Source organism: Bradyrhizobium sp. LMTR 3, assembly GCF_001693485.1.
In the GTDB taxonomy this organism is placed as follows: domain Bacteria; phylum Pseudomonadota; class Alphaproteobacteria; order Rhizobiales; family Xanthobacteraceae; genus Bradyrhizobium.
In genome coordinates this window covers 1-19,627 of sequence record NZ_MAXC01000015.1, presented here as the reverse complement: position 1 = coordinate 19,627, position 19,627 = coordinate 1, and the positions used below count along the sequence as shown (strand labels likewise).

Here is a 19,627-nt window from a genome sequence, read left to right as displayed (position 1 = left end):
CCGCCTGTCCTTGGACGTTTCTTCTGATTAAGTCGGCAGCAGCCGGTCAGGCCGAGACGCGCGAGGGCTCTTCGACGATCGAGAAGCGTACGCCGGCTTTATGGCGGCTCTCTTCAGAGACCTCCTTCCAGCACTCTTCGGCTTCCTTGCGGGTCTTGAACGGGCCTCTGACCTGGGCCGAGCCTTCGACGAGCTTGTGGAAGTTCATCGAACCGAACTCGCCGCCGATCACCCAGAAATTGCTGCCTTTGGTCATTTTCAGTCTCCTGTTGTCCGAGTAGCGTGATCAGTCTGGAATCCGGCCAGACCCCAGACTGATCAATTCCACCGTTAGCCGAACTGGTTCATCGTATTGTGGACGCCGCCCGCCTTCAGAGCGGCTTCACCGGCGAAATATTCCTTGTGATCGTCGCCGATATCGGAGCCGGCCATGTTCTGATGCTTGGCGCAGGCGATACCCTGGCGGATCTCCTGGCGCTGAACATTCTTCACATAGCCCAGCATGCCCTGCTCGCCGAAATAATCCTTCGCGAGATTATCAGTCGACAGAGCTGCCGTGTGATAGGTCGGCAACGTGATCAGATGGTGGAAGATGCCAGCACGCTTTGCTGAATCGGCCTGGAAGGTGCGGATGCGCTCGTCGGCTTCAATGGCCAGCGGCGTATCGTCGTATTCCGGCTTCATCAGGTCGGCCCGATTGTACTTGCTGACATCCTTGCCGGCTTCCTTCATCGCGTCGTACACCTGCCAACGGAAGTTGAGCGTCCAGTTGAACGACGGCGAGTTGTTGTAGGCCAGCTTCGCGTTCGGAATCACCTCGCGAATGCGGTCAACCATCTTGGCGATCTGCTCGATATGCGGCTTCTCGGTCTCGATCCACAGCAGGTCGGCACCGTTCTGCAGCGAGGTGATGCAGTCGAGCACGCAGCGATCCTCGCCGGTGCCGGCACGGAACTGATAGAGGTTGCTGGCAAGCCGCTTCGGGCGCATCATCTTGCCGTTGCGGTTGATGATGACATCGCCATTCCGGGCCGTGGCGGCTGTCACTTCCTCGCAATCCAGGAAGCTGTTGTACTGATCGCCGAGGTCGCCGGGCTTGTGGCTCACAGCGATCTGCTGCGTGAGACCGGCACCCAGCGAGTCGGTGCGGGTCACGATGATGCCGTCTTCGACGCCCAGTTCGAGGAAGGCATGGCGGCAGGCCCGGATCTTCGCCAGGAACACCTCGTGCGGCACGGTCACCTTGCCGTCCTGGTGGCCGCACTGCTTTTCGTCGGAGACCTGATTCTCGATCTGCAGGGCGCACGCACCCGCCTCGATCATCTTCTTGGCAAGCAGGTAGGTTGCCTCGGCATTGCCGAAGCCGGCGTCGATGTCGGCGATGACGGGCACGACATGGGTCTGGAAGTTGTCGATCTTTTCGATCAGCGCCTTTTCCTTCGCCTTGTCGCCTTCCTTGCGGGCGGCGTCGAGCGCGCGGAAGATATCGTTGAGCTCACGGGAATCCGCCTGACGGAGGAAGGTGTAGAGCTCTTCGATCAAGGCCGGCACCGAGGTCTTCTCGTGCATCGACTGATCGGGAAGCGGTCCGAACTCGGAGCGAAGCGCGGCGATCATCCAGCCGGAGAGATACAAATAGCGGCGATCGGTCGTGCCGAAATGCTTCTTGACCGAAATCAGCTTCTGCTGCGCGATGAAGCCATGCCAGCAACCGAGCGACTGAGTGTACTTGGTGGGATCGGCGTCATAGGCAGCCATATCGCTGCGCATCAGCGCCGCGGTGTACCGAGCGACGTCCAGGCCGGTCTTGAAGCGGTTCTGCAGACGCATGCGCGCGACGGCTTCGGCGGTGACGCCATTCCAGGTCGGCTGGCTCTCAAGGAGCGCTTCAGCAGCTTTAATCTCGCTCAGATAGGAAGCCGGTCCCTGGATAGTCCGGTCACTGATCCCACGTGGCTGATAGTTCATGTGCGTATCCTTTCGGTGCCGACGACCTGCAGCGTTTGTCTTCGCCACGTCCTATCGACATTCTTGACAGTGCATTGCGAAACGTACTGAGAGCTAAACGCCAGAATCCCTATTTCGTACAGGGTGCTTGATCTTTATTGGTGATGTCATGTAACATCCATACTTGTCATAAATGTAATTTTGTAAATTTTGTCACAATCAGGACCTGCCATGGCCACTGAATCCGGAAAGAAGCTGTTCGTCGGCCCCCGTTTCCGGCGGATCCGGCAGCAGCTTGGACTGTCGCAGACCCAGATCGCCGAGGGGCTTGGGATCTCGCCGAGCTACGTCAACCTGATCGAGCGGAACCAGCGACCGGTGACGGCGCAGATCCTGTTGCGGCTGGCCGAAACCTATGACCTGGACCTGCGCGATCTCGCCACCGCCGACGAGGACCGCTTCTTTGCCGAGCTGAACGAAATCTTCTCCGATCCGCTGTTCCGCCAGATCGACCTGCCGAAACAGGAACTGCGCGACCTCGCCGAACTCTGCCCGGGCGTGACCCATTCGCTGCAGCGCCTCTACGCCGCCTACACCGAGGCCCGCCGCGGCGAGACGCTGGTCGCTGCCCAAATGGCCGACCGCGACGAGGGCGCCCGCTTCGAGGCCAACCCGATCGAGCGCGTGCGCGACCTGATCGAAGCCAATCGCAATTATTTTCCCGAGCTCGAACAGGCCGCGGAAAATCTGCGCGATGAACTCCACGCCTCCGCCGAGGAGCTGTTTGCCGCGCTTTCGGCCCGGCTGCGCGAAAAGCATTCGATCGTCACCCGCATCATGCCGGTCGACGTCATGCGCGAGACGCTGCGCCGGTTCGACCGCCATCGGCGCCAGCTTCTGATCTCCGAACTGGTCGACGGCTCGGGCCGCGCCTTCCAGCTCGCGCTGCAGATCGGCCTCGCCGAATGCGGCGCATCCATCGACGCCATCGTCAACCGCGCCGGCCCGCTCGACGACACGCCGCGGCGGCTCTACCGGATTACGCTGGCGAACTACTTCGCCGCCGCCGTCATGATGCCTTATCAGCCGTTCCACAGCGCGGCGGAAAACCTGAACTACGACGTGCACGTGCTGGCGCAGCGCTTCAACGCCGGCTTCGAGCAGGTGTGCCACCGCCTCACCACGTTGCAGCGGCCGAACGCGCGCGGCGTGCCGTTCTTCCTGTTGCGCGTCGACAATGCCGGCAATGTCTCCAAGCGGTTTTCCTCCGGCACGTTTCCGTTCTCGAAATTCGGCGGCACCTGTCCGCTGTGGAACGTGCATTCGACCTTCGACACGCCGGACCGCCTGCTCAAGCAGGTGATCGAACTGCCCGACGGCACGCGTTATTTTTCCATCGCGCAGATGGTGCGCCGGCCGATCGCCCCGCACCCGCAGCCGCAGCCGCGCTTTGCGATTGGCCTGGGTTGCGAAATCCGCCACGCATCGAAACTGGTCTACGCCGCGGGGATGGATCTGGAAAAGGCCGAGGGCACGCCGATCGGCGTCAACTGCCGGCTTTGCGAACGCGAAAACTGCAGCCAGCGCGCCGAGCCGCCGATCACGCGGACGCTGATCCTTGACGAGAACACGCGGCGGGTGTCTTCGTTTGCATTTTCGAATGCGCGTGAGTTGTGAGGGCCCCACTCTCTCATCCCGTCGTCCCTGCGAACGCAGGGACCCATACGCCGCGGCCATAGTTTGTTGAAAAACGATGCAACGACCAGCGCGCCAAATACTACTCCCTGTGGTTATGGGTCCCTGCGTTCGCACTAGGGCATCTACACATCTTCTGGAGTCTTCTCAAAGAGTTACGGTGAGAATGCCGAGAAATCACGCATCATCGCTCGGCTAGACGAACGAAATTCGGTCGTAGGTTAACAACTAAGTCCTTGATCGCGAGTCAGTTTTTCGGCTCGAAAGATGTGTAGATGCGCTAGTGCGTTCGCAGGGACGACGGGGACATTTGGCGGCCCGTCATTGCGAGCGCAGCGAAGCAATCCATTCTCTTCTTTTGCGTGGTGCGATGGATTGCTTCGCTACGCTCGCAATGACGTGGATATGATTTCGCGATCTCGCGACGCAGTTGCGCCCGAGGTTTGCATCTTGTGTCCCTCCTCAGAAAAACAGAGGGCGCAGGGAAGGCCGGGTGCTGGCTGGCACCCGCGGTCTCGTGTGCAAGGATGCGCAAAGAAACGCACACGAGCATACAGGTATCAGCCGAAACAACCGACCTTCCCTGCGCGAATGGTTTGACGGCTTATGCCGAGCTCTCCCCGGAGACGAATTCCTCTTGCCTCCGTCACCGGCGAATTGGCGGTTCGCATCGCCCGGTTGAGCTTTGCAAACCTCCGCCGGCTTGACACCAGCCACGGGTGCCAGGACCACACGGTTTTGCCGTACGCGACCCGCCTTCGCTAGAGGATTCGCCGGGCCTGGTACCCGCCCGTCGAGCTCTTGAGCGAAGGCGAAGGAAACGCCGTTCGTCTGGCGCGCTGGCATCGCTCACGGGAAACCCGCCCTGCGATTCCGATCACGCGTCCGGCGCTTTCGCGTCCACCGCAGCCCGGCCCAACGTTCGTGACGATGGCCAACGCCCCTCTTGCGGGCCGGGATAGCGCGAGTTGTAGGACTGATTTGCGTCGCGCGCGAAGCAGATTCTTTTTTCGCGCACGACTGGACGAGGCAAATCAGCTTGAAAGGATTGAAGAACTTTTTGTTTTGCGCAACAGCCGAGATTCGGCGAGAAAGATGAAGGCCTGTTCATCAGCATTACATCACCGCCGCGCCAGCGGGAAAAAGCGGAACACCGCCACATGCGAAAGCGTTGCTGGTCACCTGCAACAGGAGAGACCAATGCTGAAGATATTGATTACGGTTTCGACCGCCGTGCTGCTCGCGACCTCGGCATTCGCGCAGGGCACGAAGTCTCCGGGTTCCTCCGAGTACGCCCCGGGACAGAAGATGCAGAAGAGCACGAAATCGACCGCGCCCGGTGCGTCGGAATATGCTCCCGGTCACCAGAAGAAGACCGCGAAGGGCCGTTCCGAAAGCGCGCCGGGTAAGCAGACGACCGGATCGGCTACGACCAAGAAGAAGTATTAGTCCGTTAATAGTGCGGCCCGGCGTCACTGCCGGGCCGTTTCGCGTCGGCGGACGCACAAGTCTCATCTGCTGCGCTGAATGGACCTGAGGTAGTTCACCGCGGCGGCGGCCTCGTGCCGGTTGAAGCGAAACGTCGGCATCTCCCGATGAATGGTGGTCAGCCCGTCCTGCAGCCGCTGCACCATGTCGGTGTCGTAGAGCTTTTCGCCGAAGGTGCGAAACGGCGGCGCTAGCGGGTTCGGACTCTTGCCCGTCTTGCCGACGGCGTGACACCGTGCGCACAGATCTTCCAGCATCGTCTTGGCGCGCTGCTGTTCGGCGTCGAGCGCCTGCGCGGCGCCGCCGGCGCCAAGCAACGGTAGCGCGAGGGCCGCCAATACCCATAATTTTCGCGATGTGAGGCCAGGCATCGGTATGGCTCGGGTCTTCCAGAATTTCATTTGAAGTGTATGCGCCTCGAAGTGTACGCGCCTCGCCCCGGAACATCTTGCGATACGTCAACGCGCGCAGCCTTTTTCGGCCCCCGGCTGGACTCGGAAATGACAAAGTTAAATCTTGGGTATTGCGCAATTTTGCGATGGAACGGCCGAGCCGATTCGCTAGTTTTGAAAGGAGCGAATCAAGACTCGCGAGAATGGATACAGACCCGATGTTGCGACGCGTCAAGCTGATGAACCCGTTCGAAATCGTCCAGGACCGGCTTGCGCCGGAGCGGCCGCAGCCGATCGAGCGCAAGGTAGTGAACCGCGCCGCCCGTTCCACGCCGGTCTGCGACGCCTGCGGTTCCGACGACATCATCTGCCACGCCACGGCGCAATGGAGCAACGAAGCGCAGGAATGGCAGCTCGCCAACACCTTCAATCAGCCGGCGCACTGCAATACTTGCCACAAGGACTGCAATCTGGTGTGGCTGACGCTGAATTGAGCGAGCGGCAGTGACGCCGTCCTTCGGACGGCTATACCCGGCCATGACGGAGGAATTCCGTCTCAAATCTCCGCATATACCTCCAGCAGGTTTCCATCGGGATCCCTGAAGAACAGTGTGCGATGGCCAAAGGGCTGGTTGGTCGGCGGCTCAAGCAGATCGACGCCGTGCCGCACCAGCTCGTCGGCGCAGCGATCGACGTCATCAGCGGCAACCTTGAACGCGAGCTGCAGCGAAGCGCTCCCCGCCGGCATAGGCGCATCCTGCGCCGTCCGGCCCGGCCGCGCCAACGCGAGCGTGTTGCCGCCGATCTGGTATTCGATCCATCCTGCTGACAACTCGCGCGTCAGCGGAAAGCGAAGGACGCCCTCATAGAAGCGACGCATCGCCGCCATGTCGCGCACGAAGATGGCGGTGTAGTTGACGGCGCGGATGGATCGGAAGGGTGAGTTGGGAGGGGGATTCTGATCATTCACGACTGCATCTCCATGTGCCCCCGGTTGGCCTTGTCTCGATATTAATGTCCCATAAAATATGGTTGGCCAACCGCTTGGAAACTGGGTGAACCGCCGTGGACTCTCTTGAAGGTGCTCTACGTCTCTTCGGCCTGATATTTGGTTGGCCGCTATCCGTCTTCCGCCGCTGGCTGGATCGCCAGCCGCATCGTGACCCGTCGCAGATCTCACCGTTGGAGAAGTTTGGGCGACTTATGCTCGGGATCACCTTGACGCTCTGCATCCTGATCCCGCTGGGCTGGCTGATCTTCAAGTGAAGACCACACCGGGTAGCCCGCATGAGCGCAGCGATATGCGGGACCACCGACCCTGGATGTCGCTTCCGCCTACGCTCTTCGAGCCACGGCGGACAAGTCGCTCATCCGGGCTAAGCCTGTTCAAGCCTTGGCATCTGGATTGCCCCAAATCCTCTCCTCGCTCCAACCCAACTCCGCGAACTCCGCAGCCCGCAACGGCGCTTCACCCGCCGAGAAGAACTCGTCGAGCTGCGGCGGGCTCACTGACGTGCCGCTGAGCATGGCGTGGGCCTGGCCGCGATGGTGCACCTGATGCTGGAACAGATGCAGGAGCAGGCGGTCCATCCGCTCGCGCTGGATGGAGGTGCCGCGATGAACCGAGACGATGCGCTGCAATCCTGCGCTGTCGAGCGCTTCGACGACCTTGAGCAAACGTTGATCGACTGCGGCCTGCGCTTCCTTCAACGCGGCGACGGTTGCACAAGGCTCCTGATCCGCCCAGGCGGCTGGGCCGAGCGTACCGCCTTCCATCGCATCGACGTAGAAGTGGTCGATGATCAGGATGTGGTTAAGCGTGGCGCGCAGGCTCGGAAAGAAGCTGGTTCGTTTGGCGGTGAACTCATCCTGCGACAGCCGTGCACAGGCGGTGAGCAGCCGGTGGTTTGCCCAAGCGTTGTTGTGGGCCATGGCGCGGTAGGGAAGCACGTCGTTCATTTGTGTTGCCCGGCCAGTAGCCCGCATGAGCGCAGCGATATGCGGGGAACGATAATGAAGATCCCGGATATCGCTTCGCTCATCCGGGCTACGCACGCTGTGCCCTGCCCTACGAGCCTCTGATTGCTACCTGCCAAGGGATGGCGCTGCGGAGTGCTTTCACGGCTCCGCTCCGATCGACAAATATCGGACCATTGCCAGCGAGACGGGAAGAATAGTTGCCAGTCTCTGCGAACTCCTTGCTGTCATAAAAGAAGAGCCATCCTTCGTCGATTGCCTCATTACGAACTATATCGAACTCGTCGTTGCTCGCGTCAGCAAGGCCCCGCACAGTTCTTTCAGCCAGATCCCTTGCTTGATCAAACGAGATCGCCACTTGCTTGTCCCATTACGTCGGCCAACTCGTAGGGCGGATTAGCGAAGCGTAATCCGCCGTCGTTGCGGCAAGAACGGTAGGTTACGCCTTCGGCTAACCCACCCTACAAGTCCCTACTCCGCCGCCTGCCGCGTCGGTGCCTCCAGCATCTCCACCACTTTCGGCGGCGACATCGGCAGCGCGTAGAAACGTTTTCCCAGCGCGTCGTAGATGGCGTTCGCCACCGCCGCCATCACCGGCACCAGCGGCACTTCGCCGACGCCCTTGACGCCTTGCGGGTGTTTCGGGTTCGGAATTTCGACCATGATGCAGTCGATCATCGGCAGGTCCGAGCAGACCGGCATGCGGTAGTCGAGGAAGCCGGGGTTATCGACCTTGCCTTCCTTGGTGTAGATGTACTCCTCGTTCAGCGCCCAGCCGATGCCTTGCGCGACGCCGCCCTGGAGTTGGCCCTCGACATAGCCGGGGTGGATGGCGCGGCCGACATCCTGCACGGCGGTGTAGCGGATCACGCGTGCGATGCCGAGATCGACGTCGACCTCGACGTCGCAGACATGCGTGCCGAAACCGCCGTCCGCACCTTGGGTGTTGAGCTGCACGCCGGCTCCAATGGGTCCGCCCATCGCGGGCGCCTTCTCGGCGAGCTCTTCCAGCGTCAGCGGCTCGAACTGGCCGGCGTTCGGGCTCGCCGGATGCGCCGCGCCGTTCTCCCACTTCACCGCTTCGGGATCGATCTCCCAGATCTTTGCCGCGCGCTCGCGCAGCGTCTGGATGATCTTTTCCGTCGACTGCGTCACCACCATGGACGATGCAAACAGCACGCGGCTGCCGCCGGTGAGGTTGGAGAAACCGACCGTCTGCGTATCGCCGATGATGACGGAGACGCGGCGGTAGTCGATGCCGAGCAGCTCGGCGCAGATGTTGGCGATGCCGGCGCGCGAGCCGCCAATGTCAGGGTGCCCTGTCGTGACGACGACGTTGCCGTCTTCCGTGATGTTGACTTGCGCGGAAGATTCGCCGCCTGCGTTGAACCAGAAGCCGGACGCTGTGCCCCTGCCCCTCAGCTTGCCGTTTCCGTCGCCGAGCGGCGCGGCATAGTGCGGCGAGCTTTTGGCCGCTTCCACGGTCTCAACATAGCCGATGCGCGGGAAGACCGGACCGTGCGCGGCCTTGGTTCCTTCCCTCGCGGCGTTCTTCAGGCGGAAGTCGAGCGGGTCCATCTTCAGGGCTTCCGCGACTTCGTCGAGCACGCATTCGACCGCATAGGCGCCAATCGGCGCGCCCGGCGCGCGATAGGCTGCGACCTTGGAGCGGTTGGAGCAGACGTCGTAGCCTTCCGAGAGCAGGTTCGGAATGTCGTAGGGCGTGAAGCTGCAGCCCGCGGCGCCGCGGATCGGCGAGCCCGGGAAAGCGCCGGCCTGCAGATAGAAGGTGCCGTGCGCGGCGACGATCCTGCCGTCCTTCGTCGCGCCGACCTTCACCGTGCTCTTCGAACCTGAGGTGGGGCCGGTCGCGCGCATCACTTCCTCGCGCGTCATCACCATCTTCACCGGGCGACCGGATTTTTTCGCAAGCAGCGTCGCGAGCGGTTCGAGATAGACGATGGTCTTGCCGCCGAAACCGCCGCCGATCTCGGCGGGGATGGCGCGGATATCGCTCTGCGGGATGCCGGTGAGATAGGCCGTCATCGCGCGCACCATGAACTGGCCCTGGCTGGAGCTCCAGATCGTGGTCTTGCCGTCTGGCGCAACCGAGATCAGGCAGGCATGCGGCTCGATATAGCCCTGGTGCACCGGGCGCGTGGTGAAGGTGCGCTCGATCACGATGTCGGCCTGCTTGAAGCCTTGCTCGATGTCGCCCTTCTTGTGCTCGAGGCGGCCGACGATGTTGGACGGCTTGCCGTCGAACTTGTTGAACTCGTGCAGGATCGGCGCGTCGGGCTTGAGCGCGTCGTCGATCTCGATCGACCACGGCAACACCTCGTAATCGACCTCGATCAGCTTGCAGGCTTCCTCGGCGATCGCTTCCGTGGTCGCGGCGACGGCCGCGACGGGGTGGCCGGGGAACAGCGCCTTGTCGCGCGCCATCACGTTGCGGCACATCCAGCGCATGTCCTGGATGCCGAGCATCACCGCGCCCTTCTCGATCGGGAAATCGACGATGTCCTTCGAGGTGACGACGGCCTTCACACCCGGCAGCTTCTCTGCCTTCGAGGTATCGATCGATCGGATGCGCGCATGCGGATGCGGGCTGCGCAAGACCTTGCCCCAGATCATGCCGGGCATGGTGGTGTCGGCGGCGAACTGGGCGCGGCCGGTGACCTTGTCCATGCCGTCAGGCCTGATGGTGCGCTGGCCGATCCATTTGTTGTTGGTGACGAGGTTCATGGGGCTGTCTCCCGAAAATCAATGCGCGCGCATTTCTTGATTTTGAAGTTCCTGGGCGGTTTCCATCACCGCGCGGACGATCTTGTCGTAGCCGGTGCACCGGCAGAGATTGCCGGCGAGCCAGAAGCGGACTTCTTCCTCGGTCGGGTCCGGATTTTTCCGCAGTAGCGCGTCGGAGGCGACCAGCATGCCCGATGTGCAGATGCCGCACTGAAGCGCGGCCATTTCGAGAAATTTTTGCTGCAGCGGATGCAGTTTCTCGCCCTGCGCCAGACCCTCGATGGTCCTGATCTCGTGGCCCTCGGATTCGACCGCGAGCATCAGGCACGAGCAGACCAGCCGATCGTCGATCGTGATCGAGCAGGCGCCGCAATCGCCTGAGGCGCAGCCTTCCTTGGAGCCGGTCAAGGCCAGCGGTCCGCGTAGCGCGTCGAGCATGGTGTCTGACGGCTCGCACAGAAATTCCATCGGCTCGCCGTTGATTGATGTGGTGACGTGAACTTTGGCCATGAATTATTTTCCGATCTCAATTCTTTTGGGTCGCGCGTTGGGCGGCGATCGCGGCGGTGCGCTTGAGCAGCACGCCGGCCACCTTGATGCGATAGGCGATGGTGCCGCGCTTGTCGTCGATCGGGCGGCAGGCGGCGGAGCAGGCGCTGGCTGCCTTCGCCAGCGCGGCGTCATCGAGCTTTGAGCCGATCAGCGCCTTTGCGGCGTCTTCCACCAGCAGCACGGTCGGCGCCACCGCGCCCAAGCCGACGCGGGCGGCAGTGACGGTGCCGTCCTTCATGGTGAGGCTGACACCGCAGCCGACCACGGCGATGTCCATTTCGGTGCGCGGGATCATGCGCAAGTAAGCATCGCTCGATCCGGGTGGGCGCGGCGGCAGCGTGAAGCTGACGAGGATCTCGCCGGGCTTCAAGTTGGTGCGGCCGGGCCCGGCAGGGACGTCCTCCACCTTCATCTCGCGGCGGCCGTTCGGGCCCTGCACGGTGACGATGGCGCCGGCCGCGACCATCGCGGGCACGCTGTCGCCGGCGGGCGAGCCGTTGCAGAGATTGCCGCCAGCGGAGGCGCGGCCCTGCACCTGCTTGGAACCGATCAGGTTCACGGCTTCGAGCACGCCGGGCCAGACCTTGCCGAACGTCTCGTGTTCCGCGAGCGCCATGCCCGAAACGGCGGCGCCGATGCGAAAGCCGCCATCGGCGGTCTGTTCGATTGCCGTCAGCTCGGGGATTCTCTTGATGTCGACGATCACGCCGGGCTTGAGCACGCCCGATCGCATCTGCACCAGAAGATCGGTGCCGCCGGCCAGGATGCGCGCGGCGCTGCCCGCTTTCGCAAATGCACCGACCGCTTCGTCAAGCGTATCGGGCGCCAAATATCGGAGTTCCGTCATGGTCTTCCGCCATCTCCCTCGTTCCGCCCGCCCCGGTGATTGTCGGCTCACCTTCAAAAGTCGGGCAGATGCCAAGCCTACACGGGGAAAAGCGGTTGGAACAGCCTGCGAGATCAGGTTGTTACGGCAGGCTCCTATGCGCGTGACGGGGCTTGCGCAGCGGATTGCTCCGACGCCGTAGGGTAGGCAAAGGCGCACTTGCGCCGTGCCCACCATATTGATTGAACTGGCCGGATTTGAAATGGTGGGCACGCTTCGCTTTGCCCACCCTACAATCCTTCTCGCCGGTGACATTGATGCTGCTTCACAGATCCCTCGTTGCTGCCACGGCGTCCCTGTTTCTTTCATCTCTCGCCATCGCCCAACCGGCCCCCGCCCCAGTTCGTCCCGCACCGAGAGTTGCACCCGCACCCGGTCAGCAGCCGCCGGCCGCCGCTCCGCGCGCACCCCGCGGCGCGGCCTGCCACAATGGCCTGTCGTTCGATCGCTTCCTCGCCGACCTCAAACAACAGGCCGCCGCAGAGGGCGTGTCGCAGCGCACGTTGGCCGAGGCGGCGCCCTACCTCGTCTACGACCAGGGCATCGTCAACCGCGACCGCGGCCAGCGCGTGTTCGGCCAGGTGTTCACCGAGTTCGCGCGGAACAGGGCGTCCGATGGCGCGGCAAAAAATGCGCAGGCGCGAATCCGGATGCATGCAGCCGCGTTCAACCGCGCCGAGAAGGAATACGGCGTGCCGCCCGCCGTGATCGCCGCGTTCTGGGGGCTGGAGAGCAGTTTTGGCGCCGAGTTAGGCAATCTGCATACGCTGCGCTCGCTGGTGTCGCTGGCCTATGACTGCCGCCGCTCCGAGATGTTCAGCAAGGAAACCATCGCCGCGCTGAAGATCATCGACCGCGGCGATCTCACGGCAAGCGAGATGATCGGCGCATGGGCCGGCGAACTCGGGCAGACGCAGTTCCTGGCGACGCACTATTTCAACTACGCGGTGGACTATGACGGCGACGGCCACCGCAACCTGTTGCGTAGCGCGTCCGATGTGATCGGCTCGACCGCGAACTATATCGCCAATGGATTGAAATGGCGGCGCGGCGAGCCGTGGCTGCAGGAAGTGCGCGCGCCGCAAAATTTTCCGTGGGAGCAGGCTGACCTCACGACAAAACTGCCGCGCGCAAAATTCGCGCAGCTCGGCGTCACCTATCCCGACGGCCGGCCGCTGCCGAACGACGACCTGCCGGCCTCGCTGCTCTTGCCAATGGGCCGTACTGGACCGGCGTTTCTGGCGTACGCGAATTTCGCCGCCTATACCGAGTGGAACAACTCGCTGATCTATTCGACCACCGCCGCCTATCTCGCCAGCCGCATCGCCGGCGCCCCGCCGATGCGGCAGCCATCGGCGCCGGTCGCACAATTGCCGCTCAACGAGCTGAAGGAGCTGCAGCAGCTCCTGGTGCGCGCTGGCTACAATGTCGGCAAGGTCGACGGCGTGATGGGACAGTTGAGCCGCACGGCGGTGAAGGCGATGCAGATCAAATACGGCCTGCCGGCGGATTCCTGGCCGACGGCGGAGCTCCTGGCGCGGATGCGCGGGCCCGGCGTCCAGGCGCAGCCTGCCGGCCTGCTGATGCCGGCAGCGCGGTAGTTGACAACAACGCCAGTCGTCATTCCCCGCCACCGGGTCGCGCGAATGCGCGCCCGATGACAGGCTCCGGCGGGCAATCCAGTACGCCGCGGCCTGTCGGCTCAAAGTGGTTGTATTTCCCCGCGCGCCTCCCATCTCGAGCAACACCTCATCCTCCCGAGGCACCATTCCACATCACGAAAAGAGCATCGCATGTCTTTCCACGACCTAACCGTGCCGGCCTTCCTGCAGATTCTCGGCAGCCTTTCCGGTCTGCTCGCCAAGGCGGAAGCGCATTGCACGGCAAAGAACATTCAGCCGGAGGTGCTGCTCAATGCCAGGCTTTACCCGGACATGTATCCGCTGACACGCCAGGTGCAGACGGCCTGCGATTTTGCCGCGAAGACCTGCGCGCGCCTCACTGGCAGCGAAGTGCCGTCCATACCCGACACCGAAAAGAGCTTTGAGGAATTGCAGCAGCGGATCGCGAAAACGACCGATTATGTGAAGGCATTCAAGCCGGCGCAGTTCGAGGGCGGCGAGACGCGCGAAGTGACCTTCCCGATCGGCCCCAGCAACACCATGACGATGAACGGCCAGCAATATCTCGTCAATTTCGCCTTCCCGAATTTTTACTTCCACGCCGCAACCGCGCACGGCATTTTGCGCCACAACGGCGTGGAAATCGGCAAGCGGGATTTTCTCGGGGTGAGGTAATCGTCAGCGCAAGGCGGCCAGCTCGCGCGCGAGGTTTTCGCGGGCCTGGCCGTCATATCTTGCGGCAAAGGCCGGATCGGGAAAGATCACCGGACGGGCGGCGAACTGGCCGAGCACCCTGGCGCGGCCGGCGCGATAGTCGGCGTCCGGCACGTGGATGAACTCCTGCCGGATCGCGGCGGCGTCGGCGTCGTAGCGCGCGGGCTCCGCGCCGAGAATGCTGAGGTCGATCGAGATCAAGATGGCGCCCAGGCGATCATCGGGCTGGACGTCGTGTGTCTTGGTCAGGCGGATCAGGCGGGCTACTTCCGCTCCGATATTCTCGCGGACGTGCTGCTCGGCCAGCCGCGCGCTGAGCTCTTCATTGTCCGAGCGGGTCGGGTCATAAACGACATCGTGCCACCAGATCGCCTCGGTCAGGATTTCGCGCTCGCGCTCCGAAAGATTGCCGACGCGCGCGAGCGCAGCGAGACAGTCTTCGATGTGCGAGAGGTTGTGGTAGTGGCGGCCCGGCGCCGTGTAGGCGGTGATCAAGTCTTCGCGGTTCATCGCAAGGCTCCGCGTCTCTGCCGTAGGGTGGGCAAAGCGAAGCGTGCCCACCGTTTCGCGCGAGATGCTCGATGGTGGGCACGGCGCTTGCGCGCCTTTGCCCACCCTACAAGTCCTACCGCATCGTGATCGCTAACCCACTGAGATCGGCGTTCGCCATCAACCCGACCTGGTGCCCGGTCAATTCCAGCACCGCGCCCTTCTGGTTGGTGAGCACGATCGCGCGTGCGCCGCGGCCGACCGCCAGGCCCGCGCCGGCTGCGCCGTAGACGCCCGCGACATCGGAGGGGCGCCAGATGTTGCTGACGCGGCCGCGCAGCACGGTCTTCGATCCACCGAACACCAGGCCGTAGTCGAGGCCGCCGGTCGACAGCGGATAGCGTCGCCCGTGAAAATTCAGAACGCCGCTGCCGCCGGACCCGCCGATGATCCATCCCGCCTTGTAGATCGTGAGCTGCACGAAACCTTCGTCGGCATGCGCGGCGGACGACAGCGTGACGCCGGCGAAGGCCGCAAACGCAAGCACGGTGGCGCGAACGGCGGATGGCATGTTCATGGATCGTATCTCCGGAGGGCTTCAAATCGGAAAAGTGTCGGGCGGGCTTTGCGCTGCAGATTGAGTCGCAACTATCGGATTGTAGCCGATCGGCGCAAGGGGCAAAGCATATTCAGGCCCCCGCGCGACGCACTCTGTGCCGACCCGCGCCGTGCGCCCGACACAATTTCATCACGATTGCACGAACAAAAATGCCGGCCTGTGAACTGCATTACTTTCACAGCCATCGTATGCCGCTATCGTATCCAGCGAATTTCCGTGACGGACGGGACCTTCAAACCAATCGGCGGGTCGTGAAGCGCGTGCGCCGCTGCCTTTCCAGCGGGGCAGCGGCGCGCTAGGCTTCAAGGCACCGAGCCATCCACGAGGTGTCCCATGTCCCCGATCCAGCATTTTGCGCCGCCCGCCGGCGTCAAGGCCCCGCCGCTATCCTTTGCCACGCGCACCGGCGACCTGCTGTTCATCTCGGGCATTCCGGGTTTTGACGACAAGGGCGCGCTGGCGGATGGTTTCGAGGCGCAGTTCGGCTTCGTCGTCGCCAATATCAAGCGCGTGCTCGACGAAGCCGGCGCGACGTTTCGCGATCTGGTCAAGGTCAACGTGCTGCTGACGCGCGCATCCGACGTCGCCACGATGAACGTGCTGTATGCGTCGGCGTTCGGGCCGGCGCCCTACCCCGCCCGTACCACCTGCGTGGTGCAGGCACTGCCCGATCCGAAGATGCTGATCGAGATCGAAGCTGTTGCCTCACTCGCTAAGACGTAGGGCGGATTAGCGACAGCGTAATCCGCCAATCTCGCGATCGTCGGTGGGACCTCACGGCTTCGGCATGGTTTCCTTCAGCGTATTGCCGACGAAATCGGCGGCATGGCGATAAGCGGCATCGTTGTCGCCGCGAAACGTCACGGTTCGCCGCATCAACAGTTTCTCGGCTTCGAGATCGAGCAACTGGATTTCGCCCCATTGCACCAAGGTGCTCATCTTGCGGATGCCGCCATAGACCACGAGCCGTGCGCCGGCCTTGCGCGCGGCGGCGATGAAGACGTCCTGCGACATGCTGGTCGCCGTACACGGATGATCGGGACATTCGATCGGCACCACGCGATAATCGCCCTGCGCCGCGAGATTGTCGCGCAGCAACGCGGCAAACGACGCGACGCGGGCGCGATGCTCCGCACTCTGGTCCACGACTTCGCCGGAGGTATCGAAATAATCGAAATCCGCTACCGCGACCGCGATCGGCGCGGCGGCCGGCGATCCGCTCGATGGAAACGACAATGCGGCTAGCGCGCAGAGCATCGTCAGCACGGCACTGGCGCCATTGCGCCGGCGTGAGGCGCGCCATCCGGTTGCCGTTTGCGTCATGCCTCGCCTCCTTCACGAGCGGAATGTTCGATGGTGGGCACGGCGCAAGTGCGCCTTTGCCCACCCTACAATTCCTAACGTAGTCGCCGCCAACCATCTTGTACAAGCGGGCGCGCTTGCTATCCTCTGGCAAAACCAAGCAAGAGGAAACGCGCCATGCCACTTCTCCAAAATCACATCGCCGTCATCACCGGCGCAGGTTCCGGTATCGGGCGCGCGATTGCGAGCGGCTATGCACGGGAGGGCGCGCGGGTCGTGCTGCTCGACAGGGACGAGAACGCGGTAGCAGAAACGGCAAGGGAAGTCCGCGACACCGGCGGCAATGCGGACAGCTTTGCGCTCGACGTCAGCAAACGCGAGGACTGCGTCGCGATGGCAAAGCAGGTCGCCGACAAGGTCGGCCAGGTCTCGATCCTCGTCAACAATGCCGGCATCGTCCGCCGCAACGGCATGCTGGGCGCGGCAGAGGCCGTGATCAGCGACTGGGAAGACATTATCGCGATCAACCTCACCGGCGTCTTCAACGTGACGCATGCCTTTCTCGAACCGTTGCGCGCGAGCAAGGGGCGCATCGTCAACATCGGCTCGATCCAGTCCTTCGTGCATGTGCGCACGCCGAGCTCGCCGGCCTACACCGCCTCCAAGCACGGCGTGCTCGGCTTCACCAAGGCGCTCGCCGCCGAACTCGGCAAGGAAGGCGTCCGCGTCAATGCAATCGGCCCCGGCTTCATCGCAACGCCACTGAACGCCAATGCCCGCGCCAACAATCCAGAGCTGGTGAAGACCTTCATGGATCACACCCCGCTGGGCCGGCCCGGCACCGCAGAGGACATCGTCGGCCCCGCGGTCTTCCTGGCATCCGATCTGTCAGCTTACGTCTCCGGATCGATCGTGATGGTCGACGGCGGCTATCGGGCGGTCTGAGGTCATCATGTCCAACGCCCCGCATTTCGACATCGACGTCCCCGCCTTCTGGGCCGATCCCTACCCCGCGCTGGCGAAGATGCGAAAAGAGGTGCCGATCGCGTTCGTGCCGCAGCTCGGCTCGACCGTGTTCACCCGGCGCGATGACATCTTCACCCAGGAGAAGCGCATCGACGTGTTCTCCTCGCATCAGCCGAACGGGCTGATGAACGTGCTGATGGGCCACAACATGATGCGCAAGGACGGCGAAGCGCACATGACGGAGCGGCAGGCGATGTTTCCCGCGGTGTCGCCGCGCACCGTGCGCGACACCTGGATCCGGCAGTTTCAGGCCCATGCCGACCGCATCCTCGATGAGCTCGTGCCGCAAGGCTCCGCCGATCTCTGCAAGGCGTTCGCGCTGCCGCTGTCGGCCGAATGCTTAAAAGACGTCACCGGGCTGACCAACATGCGCTACCAGGACATGGACGCGTGGTCGCAGGCGATGATCGATGGCATCGCCAATTACACCGGCAACAAGGAGGTCGAGGCGCGCTGCCATGCCGCGACCGCCGGCATCGACGCTGCGATCGACGACATGATTCCGGTGGTGAAGAAACACCCCAACACCTCGATCCTGAGCGTGCTGCTGGCTTCAGGCCAGAACATGGAAAGCATCCGCGCCAACATCAAGCTCGCAATCTCCGGCGGACAGAACGAGCCGCGCGATGCGATATCAGGCGCGACCTGGGCCTTGCTGACGCATCCCGATCAGCTCGCGCTGGTGCGCGAGGGAAAAGCAAAATGGATCGACGTGTTCGAGGAATATGCGCGCTGGATCGCGCCGATCCAGATGTCGCCGCGCCGGGTCGCAAAACCGTGGACGTATCACGGCATCGACTTCGAACCGGAGGACCGCGTGTTCTTCATGTTCGGCTCGGCTAACCGCGACGAGGCCTGTTTCAACGACCCCGACCGTTTCGACATCACGCGCGATACGCAAAAAAGCATCGCCTTCGGCGCCGGCCCGCATTATTGCGCCGGCGCGTTCGCCTCGCGCGCGATGGTGGCCGACGTCGCGCTGCCGAGCCTGTTCGCGCGGCTGCAAGGCCTGCGGCTGGACGAGCGCGAACCGGTGCGGATCGGCGGCTGGGCGTTTCGGGGGTTGCTCAATCTTCCGGTGAAGTGGGAAGCAGCCTGAAGGCGCGCGTTTGCAAATCGTCCGATCATCCAATCCGGTCATGGCGCTACCTCTCCGGGCGCTTGCGCGCGAGCGACATCCCTTGCGGGCGATAGCACGGGCCGATGATGGAATATTCGGGAAAAATAGCACTAAAACTGGAACCGCTCGGCTCGCCGGCGCTTGAATCGGTGAGTTGCAGGATTCGCGCACATGCCAAGCACTGGCTGGTCACCCGGTATGGTGCCTTACGGGGCGGATCAAACCGTCTACCTTGTCGTAGACAGCTTTTCCAACGGGACGGTTTACCGGGAAACCGAGATCGAAAAGGCCGACCTTGAAATCATCGTCGGCGATCTATTTTCCGGCCAATACAACAGCCCTATCCGCATCGTGGCGTTCAACACGCTCGAACACTGGTCCGAAGATGTTTCTTCTGACATCGCGGCTGAGATCCAGATGCGCTGCGATATAGATGGTGTGCCGGTGCCGGAGCATTTGACCGACTTCGTGCAAAGCCACATCCGTCCCGAACGCCAGTTGGCTCTTCGGCTGGTGTGATGTCTGCACCATTGCACTAAGGCGCACCAGAAAAGAAGCTGCCGCTACGCTCGAAGCTTCTACAGAAACTGGCAGCAATCGGCGGAAGCGTCACCGCGTCTCGCTGCCGGCGCCGCGATCGCCGTTCGGCCGCAGCAGATGCATGTGCCGAAACACCCAGCGCATGGCAAGGTACCAGAGGTAGCCGCCGATAGTGCCGCAAACGGCAAGAAGGATGACGTAGGCGGGATGATACTCGCCGCTCCACCACAGCATCCCGCCGATCCAGAAAATGGCGAAGAAGACGGCGGCGAGCTTCAACCGCTTTTCCTGATCCATGACATCCCTCCCATGGCCGACATCCCGTGCCATCATGGTTGCCACGGCCCCGCCGCACCGTGAGGCGCATCACGCAGCGCCGGGAAAGTGGCTAGCACTACTTTGGCAGATTTACTCACGCCGCCGCTCGTTGCAAATCCATTTTCGGCAATGCGGGCATCGCTGCGGCGGTAGTCGAGCGATGAGTTCGAGGATGGCGTGGCGCACGGCTGGCAA

At 62.8% G+C, this 19,627-nt stretch carries 24 protein-coding genes; 10 read left to right on the top strand and 14 right to left on the bottom strand.

The window, feature by feature from the left end; all coding sequences use genetic code 11:
* Nucleotides 1-46 precede the first annotated feature (46 nt).
* Complete coding sequence (locus tag LMTR3_RS15025) at nt 47-256, bottom strand: DUF4170 domain-containing protein (RefSeq protein ID WP_028347002.1); 210 nt, start codon at nt 254-256, stop codon at nt 47-49.
* Between the two features lie 74 nt (nt 257-330).
* Complete coding sequence (locus LMTR3_RS15020; RefSeq protein WP_065745866.1) at nt 331-1,968, bottom strand: isocitrate lyase; 1,638 nt, start codon at nt 1,966-1,968, stop codon at nt 331-333.
* A 210-nt stretch (nt 1,969-2,178) separates the two neighbouring features.
* On the opposite strand from LMTR3_RS15020, the gene LMTR3_RS15015 reads away from it, so the two are divergent.
* Together LMTR3_RS15015 and LMTR3_RS15010 are read left to right on the top strand one after the other, a co-directional pair.
* Complete coding sequence (locus LMTR3_RS15015) at nt 2,179-3,624, top strand: helix-turn-helix domain-containing protein (RefSeq protein ID WP_065745865.1); 1,446 nt, start codon at nt 2,179-2,181, stop codon at nt 3,622-3,624.
* A 1,218-nt stretch (nt 3,625-4,842) separates the two neighbouring features.
* Nucleotides 4,843-5,091 carry a hypothetical protein gene (locus LMTR3_RS15010; protein ID WP_245319891.1) on the top strand — a complete coding sequence of 83 codons (249 nt, stop codon included), beginning with the start codon at nt 4,843-4,845 and terminating at the stop codon, nt 5,089-5,091.
* A 62-nt stretch (nt 5,092-5,153) separates the two neighbouring features.
* Here the strand turns inward: LMTR3_RS15010 and LMTR3_RS15005 are convergent, their stop codons facing one another.
* Nucleotides 5,154-5,501, bottom strand: a complete 348-nt coding sequence (locus LMTR3_RS15005) for a c-type cytochrome (protein ID WP_065745864.1) — start codon at nt 5,499-5,501, stop codon at nt 5,154-5,156.
* 239 nt (nt 5,502-5,740) lie between these two features.
* On the opposite strand from LMTR3_RS15005, the gene LMTR3_RS15000 reads away from it, so the two are divergent.
* The gene (locus LMTR3_RS15000; protein WP_065745863.1) at nt 5,741-6,016 is read left to right on the top strand and encodes a hypothetical protein; all 276 of its coding nucleotides are present in this window, start codon (nt 5,741-5,743) and stop codon (nt 6,014-6,016) included.
* A 62-nt stretch (nt 6,017-6,078) separates the two neighbouring features.
* Here LMTR3_RS15000 and LMTR3_RS14995 read toward each other — a convergent pair whose 3' ends face one another.
* Nucleotides 6,079-6,492 carry a VOC family protein gene (locus LMTR3_RS14995; RefSeq protein WP_065745862.1) on the bottom strand — a complete coding sequence of 138 codons (414 nt, stop codon included), beginning with the start codon at nt 6,490-6,492 and terminating at the stop codon, nt 6,079-6,081.
* Nucleotides 6,493-6,587: 95 nt separating this feature from the next.
* Between LMTR3_RS14995 and LMTR3_RS14990 the strand changes: the two genes are divergently transcribed.
* Nucleotides 6,588-6,788 (top strand): hypothetical protein, encoded by a 201-nt coding sequence (locus LMTR3_RS14990; RefSeq protein ID WP_065745861.1) that lies wholly within the window; start codon nt 6,588-6,590, stop codon nt 6,786-6,788.
* Nucleotides 6,789-6,908: 120 nt separating this feature from the next.
* Here LMTR3_RS14990 and LMTR3_RS14985 read toward each other — a convergent pair whose 3' ends face one another.
* The 5 genes from LMTR3_RS14985 to LMTR3_RS14965 form a co-directional block, all read right to left on the bottom strand.
* Entirely contained in the window at nt 6,909-7,481 is a 573-nt protein-coding gene (locus LMTR3_RS14985; RefSeq protein WP_065745860.1) for a DinB family protein, read from the bottom strand.
* A 109-nt stretch (nt 7,482-7,590) separates the two neighbouring features.
* Entirely contained in the window at nt 7,591-7,812 is a 222-nt protein-coding gene (locus tag LMTR3_RS14980; RefSeq protein ID WP_245319893.1) for a YrhB domain-containing protein, read from the bottom strand.
* A gap of 158 nt (nt 7,813-7,970) precedes the next feature.
* Nucleotides 7,971-10,244 (bottom strand): xanthine dehydrogenase family protein molybdopterin-binding subunit, encoded by a 2,274-nt coding sequence (locus LMTR3_RS14975; protein ID WP_065745859.1) that lies wholly within the window; start codon nt 10,242-10,244, stop codon nt 7,971-7,973.
* A gap of 18 nt (nt 10,245-10,262) precedes the next feature.
* Nucleotides 10,263-10,754, bottom strand: coding sequence for a (2Fe-2S)-binding protein (locus tag LMTR3_RS14970; RefSeq protein ID WP_065745858.1), 492 nt, complete (start codon nt 10,752-10,754; stop codon nt 10,263-10,265).
* A 16-nt stretch (nt 10,755-10,770) separates the two neighbouring features.
* Nucleotides 10,771-11,643, bottom strand: a complete 873-nt coding sequence (locus LMTR3_RS14965) for an FAD binding domain-containing protein (RefSeq protein ID WP_065745857.1) — start codon at nt 11,641-11,643, stop codon at nt 10,771-10,773.
* A 296-nt stretch (nt 11,644-11,939) separates the two neighbouring features.
* Here LMTR3_RS14965 and LMTR3_RS14960 point away from each other — a divergent pair, with 296 nt between their 5' ends.
* A complete protein-coding gene (locus LMTR3_RS14960) occupies nt 11,940-13,283 on the top strand; it encodes a lytic murein transglycosylase (RefSeq protein WP_065745856.1) in 1,344 nt (447 codons plus the stop codon).
* A gap of 192 nt (nt 13,284-13,475) precedes the next feature.
* Nucleotides 13,476-13,979 (top strand): DUF1993 domain-containing protein, encoded by a 504-nt coding sequence (locus LMTR3_RS14955; protein ID WP_065745855.1) that lies wholly within the window; start codon nt 13,476-13,478, stop codon nt 13,977-13,979.
* A gap of 3 nt (nt 13,980-13,982) precedes the next feature.
* On the opposite strand, the gene LMTR3_RS14950 is transcribed toward LMTR3_RS14955, so the two are convergent.
* Nucleotides 13,983-14,528 (bottom strand): HD domain-containing protein, encoded by a 546-nt coding sequence (locus LMTR3_RS14950; RefSeq protein ID WP_065745854.1) that lies wholly within the window; start codon nt 14,526-14,528, stop codon nt 13,983-13,985.
* 115 nt (nt 14,529-14,643) lie between these two features.
* Nucleotides 14,644-15,084, bottom strand: a complete 441-nt coding sequence (locus LMTR3_RS14945; protein WP_065745853.1) for a hypothetical protein — start codon at nt 15,082-15,084, stop codon at nt 14,644-14,646.
* Between the two features lie 375 nt (nt 15,085-15,459).
* Between LMTR3_RS14945 and LMTR3_RS14940 the strand changes: the two genes are divergently transcribed.
* On the top strand, nt 15,460-15,849 hold the full coding sequence (locus tag LMTR3_RS14940; protein ID WP_065745852.1) for a RidA family protein: 390 nt from the start codon (nt 15,460-15,462) through the stop codon (nt 15,847-15,849).
* 51 nt (nt 15,850-15,900) lie between these two features.
* On the opposite strand, the gene LMTR3_RS14935 is transcribed toward LMTR3_RS14940, so the two are convergent.
* On the bottom strand, nt 15,901-16,449 hold the full coding sequence (locus LMTR3_RS14935; RefSeq protein ID WP_065745851.1) for a DUF2380 domain-containing protein: 549 nt from the start codon (nt 16,447-16,449) through the stop codon (nt 15,901-15,903).
* Between the two features lie 156 nt (nt 16,450-16,605).
* Here LMTR3_RS14935 and LMTR3_RS14930 point away from each other — a divergent pair, with 156 nt between their 5' ends.
* From LMTR3_RS14930 to LMTR3_RS14920, 3 genes are all read left to right on the top strand, one after another.
* A complete protein-coding gene (locus LMTR3_RS14930; protein WP_065745850.1) occupies nt 16,606-17,373 on the top strand; it encodes an SDR family NAD(P)-dependent oxidoreductase in 768 nt (255 codons plus the stop codon).
* A 7-nt stretch (nt 17,374-17,380) separates the two neighbouring features.
* Nucleotides 17,381-18,553, top strand: coding sequence for a cytochrome P450 (locus tag LMTR3_RS14925; RefSeq protein ID WP_065745849.1), 1,173 nt, complete (start codon nt 17,381-17,383; stop codon nt 18,551-18,553).
* A gap of 192 nt (nt 18,554-18,745) precedes the next feature.
* The gene (locus LMTR3_RS14920) at nt 18,746-19,093 is read left to right on the top strand and encodes a hypothetical protein (RefSeq protein ID WP_065745848.1); all 348 of its coding nucleotides are present in this window, start codon (nt 18,746-18,748) and stop codon (nt 19,091-19,093) included.
* A 90-nt stretch (nt 19,094-19,183) separates the two neighbouring features.
* On the opposite strand, the gene LMTR3_RS14915 is transcribed toward LMTR3_RS14920, so the two are convergent.
* The gene (locus LMTR3_RS14915; RefSeq protein ID WP_065745847.1) at nt 19,184-19,411 is read right to left on the bottom strand and encodes a hypothetical protein; all 228 of its coding nucleotides are present in this window, start codon (nt 19,409-19,411) and stop codon (nt 19,184-19,186) included.
* Between the two features lie 32 nt (nt 19,412-19,443).
* Nucleotides 19,444-19,627: hypothetical protein (locus LMTR3_RS38910; RefSeq protein ID WP_210184702.1), on the bottom strand; the 184-nt coding region annotated here is incomplete at its 5' end.